Source organism: Ruegeria sp. C11 (assembly GCF_056537725.1).
The window spans coordinates 168,957-187,206 of sequence record NZ_JBQFSB010000010.1; the positions used below are offsets into that span (position 1 = coordinate 168,957).

Below are 18,250 nucleotides of genomic sequence, written 5' to 3' on the forward strand. Positions count from 1 at the left end.
GCAACGCCTGTCCAGATCCATGCGCGTCTACCGTCCTTTGGGACATGTGCTCAGCCATCCCTGATATTCGTCATTGGGCAACTCATTGAAACAGGGTTGCTTCATGAAGGTTTCATGATCCCGTTGCGGCAGGGGTTGCACCTGTCGCAGCATTCGGGAAAGTTGAGCCATGGAAAATGTATCCTTCCCAAGTTGGCCCGATGTCGCCCCGCGCTTGATCGCCGTCGCAGCAGGACGTGAGCCTGCGGATCTGGTGATCCGCAATGGAATCTGGATCAATGTCCATTCCCGAGAGACACTTACCGGTTATTCCATCGCAATAGCCGAGGGTCGGGTGGCTTTTGTCGGCCCGGACGCCTCGCACTGCACAGGATCAGATACCCAGATCATCGAGGCGAACGGGCGGTATATGATACCCGGCCTGTGTGACGCGCATATGCACATCGAATCCGGGATGCTGACACCGGCGGAATTCGCCAGAGCAGTTATCCCGCATGGCACAACGTCGATGTTCACTGACCCGCACGAGATTGCCAACGTTCTGGGCCTTGATGGCGTGCGGATGATGCATGACGAGGCGCTGATGCAACCGGTGAATATCTTTACCCAGATGCCCTCCTGCGCGCCATCCGCGCCCGGGCTGGAGACAACCGGGTACGAGATCACGCCCGAAGACGTTGCCGAAGCGATGACATGGCCCGGCATTATCGGCCTGGGCGAGATGATGAATTTTCCCGGCGTTTCCAACGCAGACCCCAAGATGCTGGCCGAGATTGCCGCGACACAACGCGCTGGCAAGACTGTTGGTGGCCATTATGCCTCGCCCGATCTGGGGCCAAACTTTGCCGCATATGTCGCGGGTGGCCCGGCCGATGATCATGAGGGGACCTGCGAAGCCGACGCAATCGCGCGTGTACGGCAGGGGATGCGGTCTATGATGCGACTAGGCTCGGCCTGGTATGACGTCGAAAGCCAAATAACGGCCGTGACGCAAAAGGGGTTGGACCCGCGCAACTTCATCCTGTGCACGGATGATTGCCATTCGGGCACTCTGGTCAATGAGGGTCATATGAACCGCGTCGTGCGCCACGCGATTGCCTGTGGCTGCGATCCCCTGGTGGCGCTGCAGATGGCGACGATCAATACCGCAACCCATTTCGGGCTGGAACGCGAGATCGGCTCGATCACGCCGGGGCGGCGCGCCGATGTCATACTCAGCTCCGATTTGCGCGAACTGCCTGTCGAACTGGTGATCGCACGCGGACGGGTTGTTGCGGAAAACGGCTCTATTACGGTGGATTGTCCGCATTTTGACTGGCCGGACTCGGCACGGAACACCGTTCACCTTGGGCATGCATTGCGAGCTGAAGACTTTGAAATCCAAGCGCCCGAAGGTGCCAACAGGGTCCGGGCCAATGTTATTGGTATCGTGGAAAATCAGGCCCCGACCAAAGCACTGAAAAAGGAACTGCCGGTGATTGGCGGTCTGGTTGAAGGTGAGGGCGACACCTGCCAGATCGCGCTGGTGGAACGTCACCGCGCCACTGGTGGGGTAACCAACGCATTTGTGTCAGGCTTTGGGTATCAGGGCCGGATGGCCATGGCCTCGACCGTGGCGCATGACAGCCACCACATGATCGTCGTCGGCACGGATCGCGAACAAATGGCACTGGCCGCCAACCGGCTGGCCGAGGTCGGTGGCGGCATCACCATTTTCCGGGACGGCAAGGAACTGGCGCTTGTTGAACTGCCGATCGCCGGATTGATGTCTGACAGCCCCGCAACTGAAGTCGCGGCCAAAGCGCAGGCGATGGTTGATGCAATGCAGGCGTGTGGCTGTGACCTGAATAATGCGTATATGCAGCATTCCCTGCTTGCCCTGGTCGTGATTCCGGAACTCAGAATTTCCGACCTTGGGCTGGTGGATGTGCGCACCTTCGAAAAGATCGACCTTTTGGAACCGCTTGCATGACAACAATAAGAACACCGGAAACCGTTGACGCCGAAAGCTTTACCGATCCCGTTGCTGCAGTCGCGCATCTGGAGGAATTGTATGAAAGGGCTATCAGCTTTTTATGCGAAGGGTTTTCCGAAGCGATCGAAAACGGAGCACCAGTTGGGCGGTATAGGGCCTATTACCCGGAAATTCGCATAAAAACCTTGTCCTATGCGCAAGTCGACAGTCGACTGAGCTTTGGTCATGTCTCGGAACCCGGGACGCATGCCACTACGGTCACGCGGCCGGATCTGTTTCGGTCCTATCTGACTCAGCAGATTGCCCTATTGATAAAGAACCACGACCAACCGGTCGTGATCGGCCCTTCAAAGACACCAATTCCTGTGCATTTCGCCGTTGCAAACAACCCCGATCTGGTGGTGCCACATCAGGGGGCCGCCGGGTTTACCCTGCGCGATGTTTTTGATGTGCCGGATCTGACCACAACAAATGACGACATCGTCAACGGCGTCCACGAACCGGACAACGGTGTCGGGCCGCTGGCATTGTTCACAGCTCAGCGTATCGACTACTCTCTGGCACGTCTCGCGCATTATACGGCTACGGACGCGCATCATTTCCAGAACCACGTTCTGTTCACCAACTATCAGTTCTATGTTTCGGAGTTCGAGAATTACGCCAGATCGCAACTGGCTGATCCGGCCAGCGGCTACACGAGTTTTGTGTCGACCGGTAATATTGAAATCACCGATCCTGAAACCCCGGTCGAGCTTCCGCTGAAACTGCCACAGATGCCCACCTATCACCTCAAGCGTGAGGATGGGTCCGGGATCACTCTGGTCAATATCGGTGTCGGTCCGTCAAACGCAAAAACCGCAACCGATCATATTGCCGTTCTGCGCCCACATGCCTGGCTGATGGTCGGGCATTGTGCCGGGTTGCGCAACACACAAGCCCTTGGGGATTTTGTTCTGGCCCATGCCTATCTTCGCGAAGACAAGGTGCTGGACGATGATTTGCCGGTTTGGGTCCCCATCCCGCCTTTGGCGGAAATCCAGATCGCGCTTGAACAGGCAGTGGCTGAGGTAACCGAGCTGGAGGGGTACGAGCTGAAGCGGATCATGCGAACCGGAACCGTGGCCTCTGTCGACAACCGAAACTGGGAACTGCGCGAACATAGCGGGCCAGTTCAACGGCTCAGCCAGTCACGCGCCATTGCGCTGGACATGGAAAGCGCGACCATCGCCGCAAATGGCTACCGGTTCAGGGTGCCCTACGGCACATTGCTTTGCGTCTCGGACAAGCCCCTGCACGGTGAATTAAAGCTTCCGGGCATGGCATCCGCCTTTTATAACACGCAGGTAAGCCGTCATCTGGCCATTGGAATTCGTGCGATGGAGCGGCTGCGCGGTATGCCTCTGGAGCGTTTACACAGCCGGAAATTGCGTTCTTTTGACGAAACGGCCTTCCTCTGAAGCAAAAAAGCAACGAAATCCCCATATTTTTGGGGTTTTCTACGCTACTATTCGTTGTGTTCCACCACAATATCCCGTTAGAGTTACGCGGTGAGGCCCTATGGATCGGGCACTGTAAGGAGACCAAGAAATGGCAAAGCCTATGACCAAAACTCAGCTGGTTACTGCTCTCGCTGAGGAAATGGGAACTGACAAGAAATCCGCAAACGCCGCGTTGGAAGCAATCACGGGCCTGATCACCCGCGAAGTATCCGCCGGTGGCGCCGTGACCCTGCCCGGTGTTGGCAAGATCTATTGCCGTGAGCGCCCTGAGCGCCAGGTGCGCAACCCGGCCACCGGCGAGACCTTTACCAAAGAAGCCGACAAAGTGGTGAAGATGACCATCGCCAAGGCTCTGAAAGACAGCGTGAACGGCTGATTCAAGCTCAAAGACGCCAGATCAAGGGTCGCCTACGGGCGGCCCTTTTTCTTTGTCACCCAACAAACTGGCTGACTGAAAGTGATTGAACTGCATCTCGGCTCTCTGGATACACCCTATCAATCAAAGCCAGAGATTTAGGATCTCCCGTGTCATCGGGTGCTTGCGGCCAGCCCTGAAATAAGGAACAGTTCCGGCGTTCAGAGGGGGGGAGCGTTGTGGATATCCGTGCCATAGCCATGGGGCTGGCCTTTGCCTTTATCTGGTCTTCTGCATTCACGTCGGCACGGATCATCGTGGTCGACGCCTCACCCCTGTTTTCCCTTGCCGTGCGATTTCTGATCTCCGGTATACTGGGTGTCGCGATTGCAAGGGCGATGGGACAAAGCTGGCATATGACCCGTTCCCAATGGCGCGCGACAATAGTATTCGGAATTTGCCAGAATGCCCTTTATCTGGGTCTGAATTTCTACGCCATGCAGACGATCGAAGCCTCGGTTGCGGCGATCATTGCCTCGACAATGCCCCTGCTCGTCGCGCTGGCGAGCTGGCTTTTCTTCAAAGAAAATCTGCGCCCGCTTGGCGTGATCGGCCTGTTTGCCGGGTTTGCCGGTGTCGCCCTGATCATGAGCAGCCGGATCGGCGCCGGAATAGACATGTTTGGCGTGACCTTGTGCTGCATTGGTGCGCTGGCGCTGACCTTTGCAACCTTGGCCGTGCGCGGCGCCACATCCGGCGGGAACTTCATGATGGTCGTTGGACTGCAGATGTTTGTCGGCTCTGCCGTGCTGTTCGTGGCCGCCCCGTTTTTTGAGACAATTTTCGTACACCCAACCGTGCCGCTGGCACTGGCCTTCGTGTATACGACACTGTTTCCGGGTTTGGTCGCAACTCTGATCTGGTTCCTCCTGCTGAACCGGATTGGTGCCGTTCGCGCCGCAACCTTTCACTTTCTCAACCCCGTATTCGGAGTCACAATTGCCGCGATATTACTGGGTGAGAAACTTGGGCCACTGGATGCAGTCGGGGTGGCGGTGACGACTTTGGGCATTCTGGCGGTTCAGCTGTCCCGGCAACCGGCTGTCAAAACGGCCTGAATTGCGCACGACTGCGCGAGGGGCGTGAAACATGCCTTTGCTTTCCACGCCTGAACCCCATTTACTGCGACAGAACCTGAAAGACGGAGGAGCAATGACCCGATACACCAAAGACCCCGACGCCATCGCTGCCCTCTCGGCCGAGGAATATCACGTCACGCAACGTAGCGGCACCGAACGCCCCGGCACGGGTAAATATCTAAGTAACAAGGAACCGGGCATTTACGTGGACATCGTCTCGGGCGAGCCCCTGTTTGCCTCAAGCCACAAATACGAATCCGGTTGCGGCTGGCCAAGTTTTACCAAGCCGATCATCCACGAGCATGTGCAGGAGTTCGAGGATCGCACTTTGGGCATGATCCGGACCGAGGTACGGTCAAAACACGGCGACAGCCATCTGGGCCATGTGTTTCCGGACGGACCACGGGAACATGGTGGGCTGCGCTATTGCATAAATTCTGCCGCCCTTCGGTTCATTCACCGTGACGACATGGAAACCGAAGGGTATGCAGAGTATCTGATCCACGTGGAGGACATCACATGAGCGAACAACGCGCCGTTCTCGCCGGAGGCTGCTTCTGGGGAATGCAGGACTTGATCCGCAAACTGCCGGGGGTTACCCGCACGCGTGTCGGCTATACCGGCGGCGACGTGCCAAACGCGACCTACCGCAACCACGGCACACACGCCGAAGGGATCGAGATCTGGTTTAACCCCGCGCAAACCTCTTATCGTGAGTTGCTGGAGTTCTTCTTTCAGATCCACGACCCGACGACAGTGAACCGTCAGGGCAACGATGTCGGAATGAGCTACCGGTCAGCCATCTATTTCGTCGATGACGCACAGAAACAAACGGCTTTGGACACGATTGCCGATGTGGATGCCAGCGGCTTGTGGCCGGGCAAGGTTGTGACGGAAATTGAACCAGTCGGCGATTTCTGGGAGGCCGAACCGGAACATCAGGATTATCTGGTGCGTATTCCAAACGGCTACACCTGCCATTTCCCACGTCAGGACTGGGTGCTGCCGAAGCGCACGGATGCGGCGGAATAATTCAGATCAGGCAATGCCCCTTTTCGGCGGAAGGGGCATTTAGCCGATAGCGACCCGAGGCCGTCCGCTTGCCTCGACGGTCAGGGTACCCTCGACAAAAACGTCGCGCCCCTCGACGCTGACCGTGCGGATATCCCGATCCACCAGAACCCTGATATCCTCGGCGCCTGCATCTCGCGCAGCGCCTTCTGCTTCTGTGCGCAAAACAGTCTCTAACAAGGTCAAAGCTTCGTCGGTCTCGCCAAAATCCTGCGGTCCGCTTTCCAGATGGACCCTGTAGCGGCCTTCCGCGGGCGAGGTGACGGTTCCGGCACGCTTGAACGTGACCCGGCCAACAACAGCGCCGATCGCATTCGCTACGCCCGCATGTTTCGGCAGGATCATGTCACAATGCAGTCGTTCGCCCACGGCCGGGTAATAGCTGGGTGCCGAGGCCCCCAATCCAACCACAGCGACATTCAAGCCCGCATCCAATGCCAACAACCCGCGATGTTTGGCCAGCCCCCTGTGCGTCAGAACATGCCGCGCCAGGTCCTGCGGCGGTATGCCGAACTCCTCGTGCTCTTCTGCGAAAGCAGTCTCTAACAAGGTCAATGCGGTCTGTTCCGTTAGTTGATCGACGATCATCTGCGCCAGAGCGTCTGGTGACTTTGCTAACAGATCGCCCGACCCGACACGCTTGCGCGCAAAAAGCTCCAACGCCTTTCGCGCCGCGTCCCGGTCCCACTCATTCAAGCGGCCAAGCACATGACTTGCATCCGATGGCGTAACGCCCGAAATCTGAATGACGCCCCGATCCACGAGGCGCGTCAGCGCCCCGTGCTCCATTCGGGTACGCAGCAGCGCGCTCAGTGGCAGGACCTGTTCGCCCAGACGCTGCAACAGGGCGTCCTCACGCGGGCCGACACCATCCGCGCGAATTCCCGGCACACGCCGCGCAAATCGCGTGTCGTGCTCGCCAACCGTTGTTGCCCGCAATTGCTCGTCCAATACGGCGTGCACAACACCAGGTGCTTCCATTGCGATCAGCGAAACGGGCAGGACGCGGCGCGGACCCAGAAAAACACCACCCGATAGGCCTTGGGTGACCACGTGTACCTGACTGTCCCCTCCCAGCCCGTGCGTGCGCATTGCCACCGCTTCGACCATGGTTCGAAACCCGCCAACCTGGGCCCCTGCCGGGTCGATGGCGGGTTTGCCATCCCTGATCAGCGCCACATCCGTAGTCGTGCCGCCAATATCGGACACCAGTGCATTTTCAGCACCGGTCAACCATCGCGCCCCTACAATCGACGCGGCAGGACCGCTGAGAATGGTCTCAATCGGGCGTTCCCGTGCCTGCTCAGCGCTCATCAGGGCCCCGTCGCCCCGCACGACCATCATGGGCGCATCAATTCCAAGGGTGCGCAATGTGTCCTGCGCGCGACCGATCAACCCATCGATCATACCGATCAGGCGGGCGTTCAATACTGCCGTAACCGCCCGCTTGGGGCCGTTAAGCTTGGCCGACAGTTGGTGCGAACACGTCACCGGTGCGCCGGTACGTTCCATGATGATCTTAGCGGCTTGCAATTCTTGCGCCGGATTACGGGTCGCAAACTGGGCTGCGATAGCGAACCCCGAAATACCGTCGTGGGTATCCAGAAACTTCTCCAGCGCCGCGGTATCAAGAGGGGCGACCTCCCCCCCGGCATGGTTATGCCCGCCAGTGATCACCACAGCCGGATCGCCCTTCAGCGCGTCTTTCAGCCCGTGCTTATCCAGATCGGCTTCGCGAAAGCCAATGTAGATCAGGGCAACGCGCCCGCCCTGACCTTCGACCAATGCGTTGGTGGCCAACGTCGTCGACAGCGATGCCAGCGAAATCTGGTCGGGCCGAACCGAGGCCTCGGCCATCACTGCTGAAATCGCCTTGCCCACACCAATTGCCAGATCCGCCCGGGTGGTGAGGGACTTGGCCGAGGCGATAACCTCTTTCTCGTCCCGGATCAGCACCGCATCCGTGTAGGTTCCGCCCGTATCAACACCCAAAGCCAAAGCCATCGGCGCCCTCCATCTGTTCGCTGAGAGAGAGGTGTAGCGGCTGGGAACGGCGCGTCCAGTCTGTTTGCGGCATTATGACAATTGATTAACCGCCCATCGTGCCGCGTCTGAAACAGCGGGATCGGGATCATCGGTAAGCGCAGCGGCGACGGGCAACAATCCAGCACTGCCTGAATTGCCGATCGCATAAAGAACATTACGCACAAACCGGTCTCGTCCGATCCGTTTTATGGGAGAGCCTGAGAACTTCGTCCGGAACCCTGCATCGTCCAGAACAGCCAGTTCCGCCAGGTCGGGCGCCATCAGATCGTCTCGCGCGGAGTAGCGCATGTCACTAGCTTCAACCGCAAATTTGTTCCAGGGGCACGCCGCCAGACAATCATCGCACCCGTATATCCGATTGCCCAGTTTCGAACGCAGTCCCTCGTCAACAGGGCCTTTGTGTTCAATGGTCAGATAAGAAATGCAGCGCCGCGCATCCAGTTGATACGGCGCCGGAAAAGCGTCGGTCGGGCAACTGTCCAGACAGGCCCGGCATGAGCCGCAGCGATCCATCTCAGCCGGATCGGCAGGTAGTTCCAATGTGGTAAAAACAGAGCCTAAAAAGGCCCAATTCCCCCAATCCCTGCTGACCAGATTGGTGTGTTTGCCCTGCCACCCCAATCCCGCTGCCTGCCCCAGCGCTTTTTCCGGTACCGGAGCGGTGTCCACAAACACCTTAACCTCACCTCCGCCTTCAGCGATCAGCCAGCGGGCAAGCCGCTTGAGCCGCTTCTTGACCAGATCGTGATAGTCCTTGTTCTGCGCATATACTGATATTGCCCCGGCCTCGGGGTCATTCAGAATCCGGGTCGGGTCGTGCTCCGGCGTATAGCTTTCCGCCAGCATGATCACCGATCGCGCCTCGGGCCACAGCGCCGACGGATCACCGCGCCAATGGGTGCGCTCGGACATCCAGGCCATCTGCCCGTGAAACCCGGACTTCAAAAACGCGTCCAGCCGCACTGGCACCAGCGGCACATCCCACGGGCGGCAAATCCGACAGGATACAAACCCCTCGGACAAGGCCTGCGCCACCAACTTTTCCTTCAGATCCGATCCGTCCTTCATCTGGCAAGAAATACTCTCAGGGGTCCGGGGGCAGACGGCCCCCGGTTCCACACCTGAATATCAGAAATCCAGATCAGCGTAATGGGTGGGCGGCCGGAAGCCCGGCACCTGATCCGCCAGAATTGATCGGAATGCCGGGCGCGACTTGATCTTGGCATACCAATCCCTGACCACCTGAGACCGGTTCCAGTCCACATCCGAGATGTAGTCCAGCGCTGACAGATGCGCGGCAGCCGCAAAATCCGCAAGCGTCATCTGATCCCCTGCCAGCCAGCGGCGATGATCCAGCAGCCAGGCCATGTAATCCAGATGGTATTTGATGGCGCGCGCGCCTTCCTTCACGTTCTTGCTGTCCGGATACCCCGCGCCGGTCACCTTCTTGTTGACCCGCTCGTACAACAATTTCGATGTCACTTCGTTATGAAACTTGTCGTCAAACCAGCCGACCAGACGTCGAACCTCGTATCGCGCTTCGGGCGTATTGGGCATCAATGGCGGTTCGGGGCGTGTTTCTTCGATATACTCGCAGATTGCGGCGCTTTCCGACATGATCGTGCCATCCAGCCGAAGAACCGGAACCTTGCCAGCCGGATTCCGCCGCAAAAAGTCAGGATCGCGTTCCCAATACCGCTCTTCGATCAGTTCAACTTCGATTTTCTTTTCGGCAAGTGACAGTCTGACCTTGCGGCAAAATGGGGACAGGGGAACGTGAAACAGACGCGCCATGGGCTTCCAATCGAACCAGTTAGTACCCCAAAGCAATAGCCTTGCATGGGTATGGGTTTCAATCCTCGAAACAATCCGCGCGACCATCTGCGCGGATGGTGGCCGCCCCGTCCAGAATTTTCCCTGCCCGCCTCCGGGTTCTGACCGAGGGGTCCGTGACCGACCGGTTTCTTGGTGACGGCAGGATCGCTGCAATCCGGGCTGCCTGAGTGGGCGTCAGAGCATCCGCACTCACACCGAAATTGCTTTGCGCGGCGGCCTCTACCCCAAATACCCCGGTCCCGGTTTCCGCAACATTCAGATAAACCTCCAGTATCCGCTGTTTGGTCCAAAACAGCTCCACAACCGGAGTCATCGATGTCTCCAGCGCCTTTCGGACCCAACTGCGCCCCTGCCAGAGAAACACATTCTTGACGACCTGCTGTGTAATCGTCGAGGCGCCGCGGCTACCGCCCGCTTCAATCGCTTCGCGGATCGCTTCGACGTCAAACCCCCAATGCAGACAGAAATTGGCATCCTCAGCTGCCACTGCCGCGCGTACCATGACGGGTGAGATTTCCTCGATCCGAACCCATTCGCGTTCAACCCGACCCAGCCGCCGCCACTCGGACCAGATCGTGTGAGTGACCGGTGGATTGATAAACGAATAGAGCAAAATCAGACCGACTACCGCAGCAGCCACGATCATGCCGGCCCGCACCAACCAGCGCCCGATCCTGCGAGGAAGCCGAAGCGTGGAATTCGTTTTTGCCTGTTTCCTTTTGGTGCCGCCTTTTTTGCGTGCTGCTTTCTTTGCCATGTTCCTGCTATACGAGGCCAATGCAGCCTAAGGAAAGGCCTATTTCGCGATCAACTGCCCCTCGCGCGATATGTAGTTCCATTTTCTGCACAGCTCCCGATCTTTCAATTTCGGCTCCGTATCCGCAAACAGGTCGGGTATTTTTGCGAGAAATTTCGCGCAACCAAAGAAAAAACCACGCGCCCGATGGACGCGTGGCTCAATCCTGAAAGACGGCTGTCTTATTCCGCCGGAACTGCGGCCGCTTCGAGGCTCAGAGGGTGCTCCAGCTTATCAAGCATCTCTTTCGGGCAGACCTGAAGGAAGTTGCCCTTTTCGCTTTCCCAGTGCTGAAGAATGTCGGCGGCCTTGCGGCTGCTGGTCTCGCTGGCGTGCTGTTCGACCAACCCCTTTAGCTGGTCCTCCCAATGGCTTACCCCAACCGGGCATACCACCAGAGTTTCCATATTCATCAGCAACTTGGCCTTGTTTTCCGGGTCATAGAGATAGGCCATCCCGCCAGTCATCCCAGCCCCGAAATTGGCGCCGATCTCACCCAGAATAACGGCGGTGCCTCCGGTCATGTACTCACACCCGTTGGACCCGCAGCCTTCCACAACCACCGTCGCGCCCGAATTGCGAACGGCAAAACGTTCGCCCGCGCGGCCTGCGGCGAACAGAAAGCCATCGGTTGCGCCATAAAGAACGGTATTGCCGATAATGGTGTTCTCGTCGGCTTTCAGCGGGCTGACCTGTGGCGGACGAACCACAATCATCCCACCCGACAGGCCCTTGCCGACATAGTCATTCGCGTCACCCGACACTTCCAGCTTGAGGCCCGGCGCCGCAAAAGCACCCAGCGACTGCCCGGCGGACCCCTGCAGCTTTACGTGCAGATGGTCGGACTGGAACGTGTTGCGCATCCCGAAGTTCTTGACGATGTGGCTGGAGGTCCGGGTGCCCACGGTCCTATGCGTGTTCTGGATCGCATAGGATAGCTGCATCTTTTCACCGTCCTGAAGGAACCGGGCCGCATCGCGAACGATTTCGGCGTCCAGCGTATCCGGAACCGCATTGCGGTCTCTGTCGCGGTTGTAGACGATGTTGGCCGAACCATCGACCGTGATCAGCAGCGGGTTGAGGTCCAGATCGTCCAGATGCGCCGAGCCACGGCTGACCTGCGCCAGCAGATCGGCCCGTCCGATGATCTCGTCAATCGACCGTGCTCCGATGGAGGCGAGGATTTCCCGCACCTCCTGCGCATAGAAGGTGATCAGGTTCACCACTTTGTCTGCATTGCCGGTGAACTTGGCGCGCAAGGATTCGTCCTGCGTACAGACACCGACAGGGCAGGTGTTCGACTGGCACTGGCGCACCATGATGCAACCCATCGCGATCAGGGCGGCGGTGCCGATGCCGTATTCCTCGGCCCCCATCATCGCGGCCATGACAATGTCGCGCCCGGTCCGCAGGCCGCCATCGGTCCGCAGAGTTACGCGATCACGCAGGTTGTTCATTGCCAGAACCTGATGCGCCTCGGTCAGGCCCATTTCCCACGGCAGGCCGGCGTACTTGATGCTGGTCGCCGGAGAAGCACCGGTACCACCATTATGGCCCGAGATCAGGATCACATCCGCCTTGGCCTTGGCCACACCTGCAGCAATCGTGCCAACACCCGAAGACGCCACCAGCTTGACCGTCACCTTACAGCGTGGGTTGATCTGTTTCAGATCATAGATCAGCTGTGCCAGATCCTCGATCGAGTAGATATCGTGGTGTGGCGGCGGCGAGATCAGCGTTACGCCCTTGGTCGAATGGCGCAGGCGCGCGATCAGGTCGGTGACCTTCATGCCCGGAAGCTGGCCACCCTCACCGGGTTTTGCGCCCTGCGCGACCTTGATCTCCAGCTCTTCACACTGGTTCAGATACTCGGCGGTTACACCGAACCGGCCACTGGCCACCTGTTTGATCTTGGCCGACGGGTTGTCGCCGTTAGGCTCCGGCACGAAATGCGCCGGATCTTCGCCACCTTCACCCGAGTCGGACTTCGCACCGATCCGGTTCATCGCCACGTTCAGCGTCTTGTGCGCCTCAGGGCTCAGCGCGCCCAGCGACATGCCCGGAGTGACGAACCGCTTGCGGATCGAGGTGATCGATTCCACCTCTTCCAGCGGGATCGCATTGCCCAGGGGTTTGAAGTCCATCAGGTCGCGCAGGTGGATCGGCGGGTTCGACTGCATCTTGGCTGAATACTGCTTCCACAACTCGAACGAGGCGCGGTTGCAGGCCATCTGCATCATGTGCATCGAGGTCGCTTCCCACGCGTGGGTCTCACCCGATTTGCGTGCCTTGTAGAAACCGCCAATCGGCAGAACGTCCAGGCCGCTGTCCCAGCCTTTGGCGTGGATTTCCTCGGCCTTGACGCGGATACCGTGGATACCGATGCCCGAGATACGGCTGGTCATGCCCGGGAAATACTCGGCCACCATGGCGCGGCTAAGGCCAACGGCTTCGAAATTCAGTCCACCGCGATAGGACGAAACCACCGAAATACCCATCTTGGCCATGATCTTGAGCAAGCCCTGATCAATGGCCTCGCGGAAGCGCGCCACATTTTCGGTCAACGTGCCGTCCAGCAGCCCGCGTTCGATCCGGTCCGCCAGCGAGTCTTCGGCCAGGTAGGCGTTCACCACGGTCGCACCACAGCCGATTAGCACCGCGAAATAATGCGGGTCGATACATTCGGCCGAACGCACGTTGAGCGAGCAGAAAGTGCGCAGACCTTTGCGGGTCAGGTGGCTGTGTACCGCGCTTGTGGCCAGGATCATCGGCATTGCGACCTTGCCCGGTCCCGAGTGCTGGTCCGACAGAACCAGATGCCCCGAACCCGAGCGCACGGCCTCTTCCGCTTCGGCTCTGATACGGGTCAAGGCGGCATCCAGCGCGCCTTCGCCCGGTTCAAAGGTGCAATCAATTTCGGCCAGTGGTGAATTGAAGTTCTCGACCAGTTTTTCCCACTGTGTGTTGCCCACGAAAGGGCTTTCCAGAACGATGATCTCGGTCTGGCTGCTGTCTTCGTCCAGCACGTTCTTGAGGTTTCCGAACCGTGTCTTCAGCGACATCACCCGGTATTCCCGCAGACTGTCGATGGGCGGGTTGGTCACCTGGCTGAAATTCTGGCGGAAGAAATGGCTGAGTGGGCGGTACTGTTTCGACAGAACCGCAGATGGCGTGTCATCGCCCATGGATGCCAGCGCCTCTTTGCCATCTTCAGCCATTGGTGCCAGAATCTGTTCCAATTCCTCGACCGAGTATCCGGCGGCGATCTGGCGCTTGCGCAGCTCTTCCCCTGTGAACAGGGGTTGTTCGGTCACACCGGCCAATGTTGCATCCAGATCATTGATCTTGCCGACCCAGTCGCCAAAAGGAAGCGCGGCGGCCAGCTTGTTCTTGATCTGGGTATCGCGGAACAGTTTGCCCTTTTTCATGTCCACTGCCAGCATCTGGCCCGGACCCAGCGCGCCTTTTTCGGTCACGCTGGCCTCGTCAATCGGTACCATCCCGGCCTCGGACCCTGCGATGACCAGACCATCACCCGTCACCACATACCGCATCGGGCGCAGACCGTTGCGGTCCAGACCGGCGCAGACCCAGCGGCCATCCGTCATGGCCAGCGCCGCGGGGCCGTCCCACGGCTCCATCACCGAGTTGCAGTAGGAATACATGTCACGCCAAGCCTGCGGCAGCTCCACCGCCTGCTTGGACCAGCTTTCTGGAACCAGCATGGTTTTTGCCATCGGGGCCGAGCGGCCAGCGCGCACCAGAACCTCAAAAACCGAGTCTAATGCGGCCGAATCCGACGAACCGCCTGCGATGATCGGCTTGATATCCTCGGCATAGTCGCCAAAGGTGCCGCTGGCCATGCGGATCTCATGGCTTTTCATCCAGTTAACGTTACCCTTCAGCGTGTTGATCTCACCGTTGTGGGCCAGCATACGGAAAGGCTGCGCCAGCCACCATTGCGGGAAGGTATTTGTTGAATAACGCTGATGATAAAGGGCAAAGGCGCTTTCGAACCTTTCATCCATCAGGTCGGGATAGAACACGGCCACCTGTTCGGCCAGCATCATGCCCTTGTAGATGATCGACCGGCAGGACAGCGATGCGATGTACAGCCCGTTGACACCGGCAGCCAGAGCCGCCTTTTCGATCCGGCGGCGGATCACATAAAGCTCACGCTCAAAGGTATCCTCATCCACGCCCTTGGAATTGGAGATCAGAATCTGCTCGATTTCCGGCCGGGTCGCGTTTGCCTTTTCACCAAGGCAGGTGACATCCACCGGCACGTGTCGCCAGCCATAGATGTAATACCCCATGCGCAGGACTTCGGTTTCGACGATGGTCCGGCAGGTTTCCTGAGCACCAAAATCGGTACGCGGCAGAAACACCTGACCAACTGCAACCAGTTCATTCATGCGCGGTTCGTGGCCGGTGCGGCGGATCTGATCGTAAAAGAACGGAGCCGGAATCTGTACGTGAATGCCCGCGCCGTCGCCGGTTTTGCCGTCGGCATCGACAGCGCCGCGGTGCCAGATCGCCTTCAGCGCGTCGATCCCGGCCTCTACAACCTTGCGGCTTTTCTTGCCGTCAATGGAAACAACAAGGCCCACACCGCACGAAGAATGCTCTTCTTCCTCGGAATAGAGACCGTTTTCGACCATCCACTTGCGCTTGGTTTCCTCGGCCCGGACCCAATCGGCGTCATATTTCGTCATTGATTGTCTCCTTCTTCCGATGGGGCATACATGGCCATGACCTCGGCTTCGGTCATCTGCCTGCGTTCACCTGCGAACGCGTAACCCTCGGGCTTTTTGTCGATGTAAAGTTCCAGTTTCAGCGGGTTGCCACCGGCGTTTTCAAACAGGCCAGCGGCTATCTGTGTTTGTCCGTGCATCTCACCGGGAAGGGTGATCCGATACCAAAGGTTCGAGCCGCATTCCTCACAGAATGCGCGTTCCGCCCAATCCGAAGATGTATAGGTTCGAACCGGTCCCAGCGCTGCATATCCGGGTTCGGCCGGGAAACTGACATAGGCTCCGCTACTCCACCGGCGACACATGTCGCAATGGCACGCCCCCAGAGCTTCCCGCGCAGGGGTGGCGGTGACTGTAACTGCGCCACACATGCATTGGCCTTGCAATTCCTGCATCTCCGTCTCTCCTATTGCGTGCAGCCGTATTCGGACATCGTTGCCAGAAAACCGGAATCACCCTCGAAACGGATCGAACGCGGGGTATGATCAATCGGAACCGGGTCCCGTCCCTCGGGTTTGTTTATCACTGCCCCTTCGATGAACAGATTCAGCTCTTCTGAAACCAGAATGTCGAATTCGAACTCCAGACGACTGCCTTCGACACCTTCCCGTTCGAAGGAGCGGTTTAATTTACCCTGTCGGAAGGTGTGGCCATCCAGAGTAATCTCTTCGCCGGTCAGTTCGAACGCGCCCTCAAGCACAAATTCGCGGTCCTTCACGACTCGCGAGGAAAACAGAAGAATTCCGCTTTCAGCATCCTTTTCTTCCGCAAGCAGGTCCTTCAGCTTTAGCATCGCACCCGAATTCGGCTTGACGTCAAACCGGGTTTGTTCGTTTGCCTGATACAAGAATCCGCGAAGACCCCAGTTGGCATCGTATTGATGCACCTGACTGGGTTTTCCCTTGTGAAAGGAAAGGACCTGTTTTCCGACACCGCAATCAAACAGAGTGGAAACCGTGCATCCGTTCTTGTGGACAGTCGCAAGAGGTTTGCAGCCTTCGGGAACCGGCACCAATTCTTGGGCCATGACTGGTCCGCTCAGGGCCCAGACAAGTGCAGCGAGCGTTACGTGTCTGATCATCAACGCTGTCCTTCTGGCTGGCGGGCCGTTCATGTCGGCCCCGTTGGCGAAAAAAAGAAGCCCAAATAGGGGCAAAAGGCGATTTATTCGGCCGCGATGGCGTTCTTGGCGTTGAAGCGTTCGATAATCGCATCAGCACAGTCGCGCCCGTCCCGGATCGCCCAGACAACCAGCGATGCGCCGCGCACGATGTCGCCGACCGCATAAACGCCGTCCATCTCGGTTTCGCCGGTTTGGAATGCCGCCTTGATCGTGCCCCAACGGGTCACCGGCAGATCGGGCTGACCGAACAGGGTCGGCAGGTCTTCGGGTTCAAAACCCAGCGCCTTGATGACCAGATCGGCCTCTTCGACATAATCCGCGCCTTCGATCACTTCCGGTGACTGGCGGCCAGTTGCGTCAGGCTGACCCAGACGCATTTTCTGTACCATCACACCGTTAACCTGATCGTCGCCAGTGAAACCTTTGGGTGCGCTCAGCCATTCGAAGATGACGCCCTCTTCTTCGGCATTCTGCACTTCGCGCTGGGAACCCGGCATGTTTGCCCGGTCGCGGCGATAAAGGCATTTCACAGAAGTGGCGCCCTGACGGATCGACGTGCGCACACAATCCATTGCGGTGTCACCGCCGCCGATGACAACGACGCGTTTGCCTTCGGCATTCAACTGGCCGCTGTCGAATTCATGAACCTCATCCCCAAAGCTTTTGCGGTTCGAGGCGGTCAGAAAGTCGATGGCTTTTTCGATACCGTTCAGGCCGCTGCCCGGCATGGCCAGATCGCGAGAATTGTAAACACCGGTGGCAAGGATGATGGCATCGTGCTTGTCGCGGATTTCTGCAAATTTTCCTGCATCCACATCGCAGTTCAAAACGAATTCGACACCACCGTCCTGTAACAGCTGATTGCGGCGCATGACGACGTCTTTTTCCAGTTTGAAGCCCGGAATGCCATAGGTGAGCAGCCCGCCCGCCCGGTCGTAGCGGTCATAAACCGTAACTTGAATACCAGCCTTGCGCAGCATGTCCGCTGCGGCCAGTCCACCCGGCCCCGCGCCGATGATGCCGACACTTTCACCACGCTCGGCAGTCGGAACAACCGGCTTGACCCAACCTTTTTCCCACGCGGTATCCGTGATGTATTTCTCGATCGTGCCGATGGTAACGGTCCCGTGCCCTGATTGTTCGATGACGCAGTTGCCTTCGCACAAGCGGTCCTGCGGGCAAATCCGGCCGCAAATCTCGGGGAATGTATTGGTGGCCTGGCTTGTTTGATAGGCCTCTTGCAGACGCCCTGTGGCGGTCAAGCGCAGCCAGTCGGGGATGTTGTTGTGCAGCGGGCAGTGGGACTGGCAATAGGGCACACCGCACTGGCTGCAACGGCTGGCCTGCTCGGTGGCTTTTTCGGCAGCGTATTCGGCATAGATCTCGTCGAAGTCTTCCTTGCGTACATCGGCGGCACGCTTTTCCGGCATATCACGATCGATCTGCACAAATTTCAGCATCGGTTGCTTGGCCACGGGTCAGACTCCATGAATTGGCTTGGTCGAGCCTCCTTACGGGAAGGCAAAGGGGATTAAAAGTCAAATGCACTGACCTATTTTAGATTTTTTCGGGCCAATGAAGGAGGGTGCTGGAAATTTTTACGTTTTTTGGGTCCGGTTCGGACTTATTTGCGCACTTTTCTTTTTCTCAAGTCAC

At 58.3% G+C, this 18,250-nt stretch carries 15 protein-coding genes; 6 read left to right on the top strand and 9 right to left on the bottom strand.

Annotated elements, in window-relative coordinates; all coding sequences use genetic code 11:
• Positions 1-27 precede the first annotated feature (27 nt).
• Complete coding sequence (locus tag ACR0NA_RS17690) at positions 28-171, bottom strand: hypothetical protein (RefSeq protein WP_480731155.1); 144 nt, start codon at positions 169-171, stop codon at positions 28-30.
• Between ACR0NA_RS17690 and ade the strand changes: the two genes are divergently transcribed.
• From ade to msrA, 6 genes are all read left to right on the top strand, one after another.
• Positions 170-1,972 carry an adenine deaminase gene (gene ade / locus ACR0NA_RS17695; RefSeq protein ID WP_480731157.1) on the top strand — a complete coding sequence of 601 codons (1,803 nt, stop codon included), beginning with the start codon at positions 170-172 and terminating at the stop codon, positions 1,970-1,972. The two genes, ACR0NA_RS17690 and ade, sit on opposite strands and share 2 nt — an antisense overlap.
• Positions 1,969-3,432: an AMP nucleosidase gene (locus ACR0NA_RS17700; RefSeq protein WP_480731159.1), complete on the top strand. Its 1,464-nt coding sequence runs from the start codon at positions 1,969-1,971 to the stop codon at positions 3,430-3,432. Before ade ends, ACR0NA_RS17700 begins: the two co-directional genes overlap by 4 nt.
• 130 nt (positions 3,433-3,562) lie before the next feature.
• The gene (locus ACR0NA_RS17705) at positions 3,563-3,850 is read left to right on the top strand and encodes an HU family DNA-binding protein (protein ID WP_170654983.1); all 288 of its coding nucleotides are present in this window, start codon (positions 3,563-3,565) and stop codon (positions 3,848-3,850) included.
• A gap of 218 nt (positions 3,851-4,068) precedes the next feature.
• Entirely contained in the window at positions 4,069-4,947 is an 879-nt protein-coding gene (locus ACR0NA_RS17710) for a DMT family transporter (protein WP_480731162.1), read from the top strand.
• Positions 4,948-5,041: 94 nt separating this feature from the next.
• Positions 5,042-5,491 (top strand): peptide-methionine (R)-S-oxide reductase MsrB, encoded by a 450-nt coding sequence (gene msrB / locus ACR0NA_RS17715; protein WP_170654974.1) that lies wholly within the window; start codon positions 5,042-5,044, stop codon positions 5,489-5,491.
• Complete coding sequence (msrA, locus tag ACR0NA_RS17720; RefSeq protein WP_480452481.1) at positions 5,488-6,000, top strand: peptide-methionine (S)-S-oxide reductase MsrA; 513 nt, start codon at positions 5,488-5,490, stop codon at positions 5,998-6,000. The genes msrB and msrA overlap by 4 nt, the downstream gene beginning before the upstream one ends.
• A gap of 39 nt (positions 6,001-6,039) precedes the next feature.
• On the opposite strand, the gene ACR0NA_RS17725 is transcribed toward msrA, so the two are convergent.
• From ACR0NA_RS17725 to ACR0NA_RS17760, 8 genes are all read right to left on the bottom strand, one after another.
• A complete protein-coding gene (locus tag ACR0NA_RS17725) occupies positions 6,040-8,043 on the bottom strand; it encodes a hydantoinase/oxoprolinase family protein (protein ID WP_480731165.1) in 2,004 nt (667 codons plus the stop codon).
• Between the two features lie 72 nt (positions 8,044-8,115).
• Entirely contained in the window at positions 8,116-9,153 is a 1,038-nt protein-coding gene (queG, locus tag ACR0NA_RS17730) for a tRNA epoxyqueuosine(34) reductase QueG (RefSeq protein WP_480731168.1), read from the bottom strand.
• Positions 9,154-9,213: 60 nt separating this feature from the next.
• Positions 9,214-9,879: an FtsZ-binding protein FzlA gene (gene fzlA, locus ACR0NA_RS17735; protein WP_480731170.1), complete on the bottom strand. Its 666-nt coding sequence runs from the start codon at positions 9,877-9,879 to the stop codon at positions 9,214-9,216.
• 58 nt (positions 9,880-9,937) lie between these two features.
• Entirely contained in the window at positions 9,938-10,678 is a 741-nt protein-coding gene (gene mtgA, locus ACR0NA_RS17740) for a monofunctional biosynthetic peptidoglycan transglycosylase (protein ID WP_480731172.1), read from the bottom strand.
• Positions 10,679-10,899: 221 nt separating this feature from the next.
• Positions 10,900-15,432, bottom strand: coding sequence for a glutamate synthase large subunit (gltB, locus tag ACR0NA_RS17745; RefSeq protein WP_480731174.1), 4,533 nt, complete (start codon positions 15,430-15,432; stop codon positions 10,900-10,902).
• Complete coding sequence (locus ACR0NA_RS17750) at positions 15,429-15,866, bottom strand: GFA family protein (protein WP_170654955.1); 438 nt, start codon at positions 15,864-15,866, stop codon at positions 15,429-15,431. Before ACR0NA_RS17750 ends, gltB begins: the two co-directional genes overlap by 4 nt.
• Before the next feature lie 11 nt (positions 15,867-15,877).
• Entirely contained in the window at positions 15,878-16,552 is a 675-nt protein-coding gene (locus tag ACR0NA_RS17755) for a hypothetical protein (RefSeq protein ID WP_480731176.1), read from the bottom strand.
• An 83-nt stretch (positions 16,553-16,635) separates the two neighbouring features.
• Positions 16,636-18,069: an NAD(P)-dependent oxidoreductase gene (locus ACR0NA_RS17760; protein ID WP_480731178.1), complete on the bottom strand. Its 1,434-nt coding sequence runs from the start codon at positions 18,067-18,069 to the stop codon at positions 16,636-16,638.
• Positions 18,070-18,250: the final 181 nt, after the last annotated feature.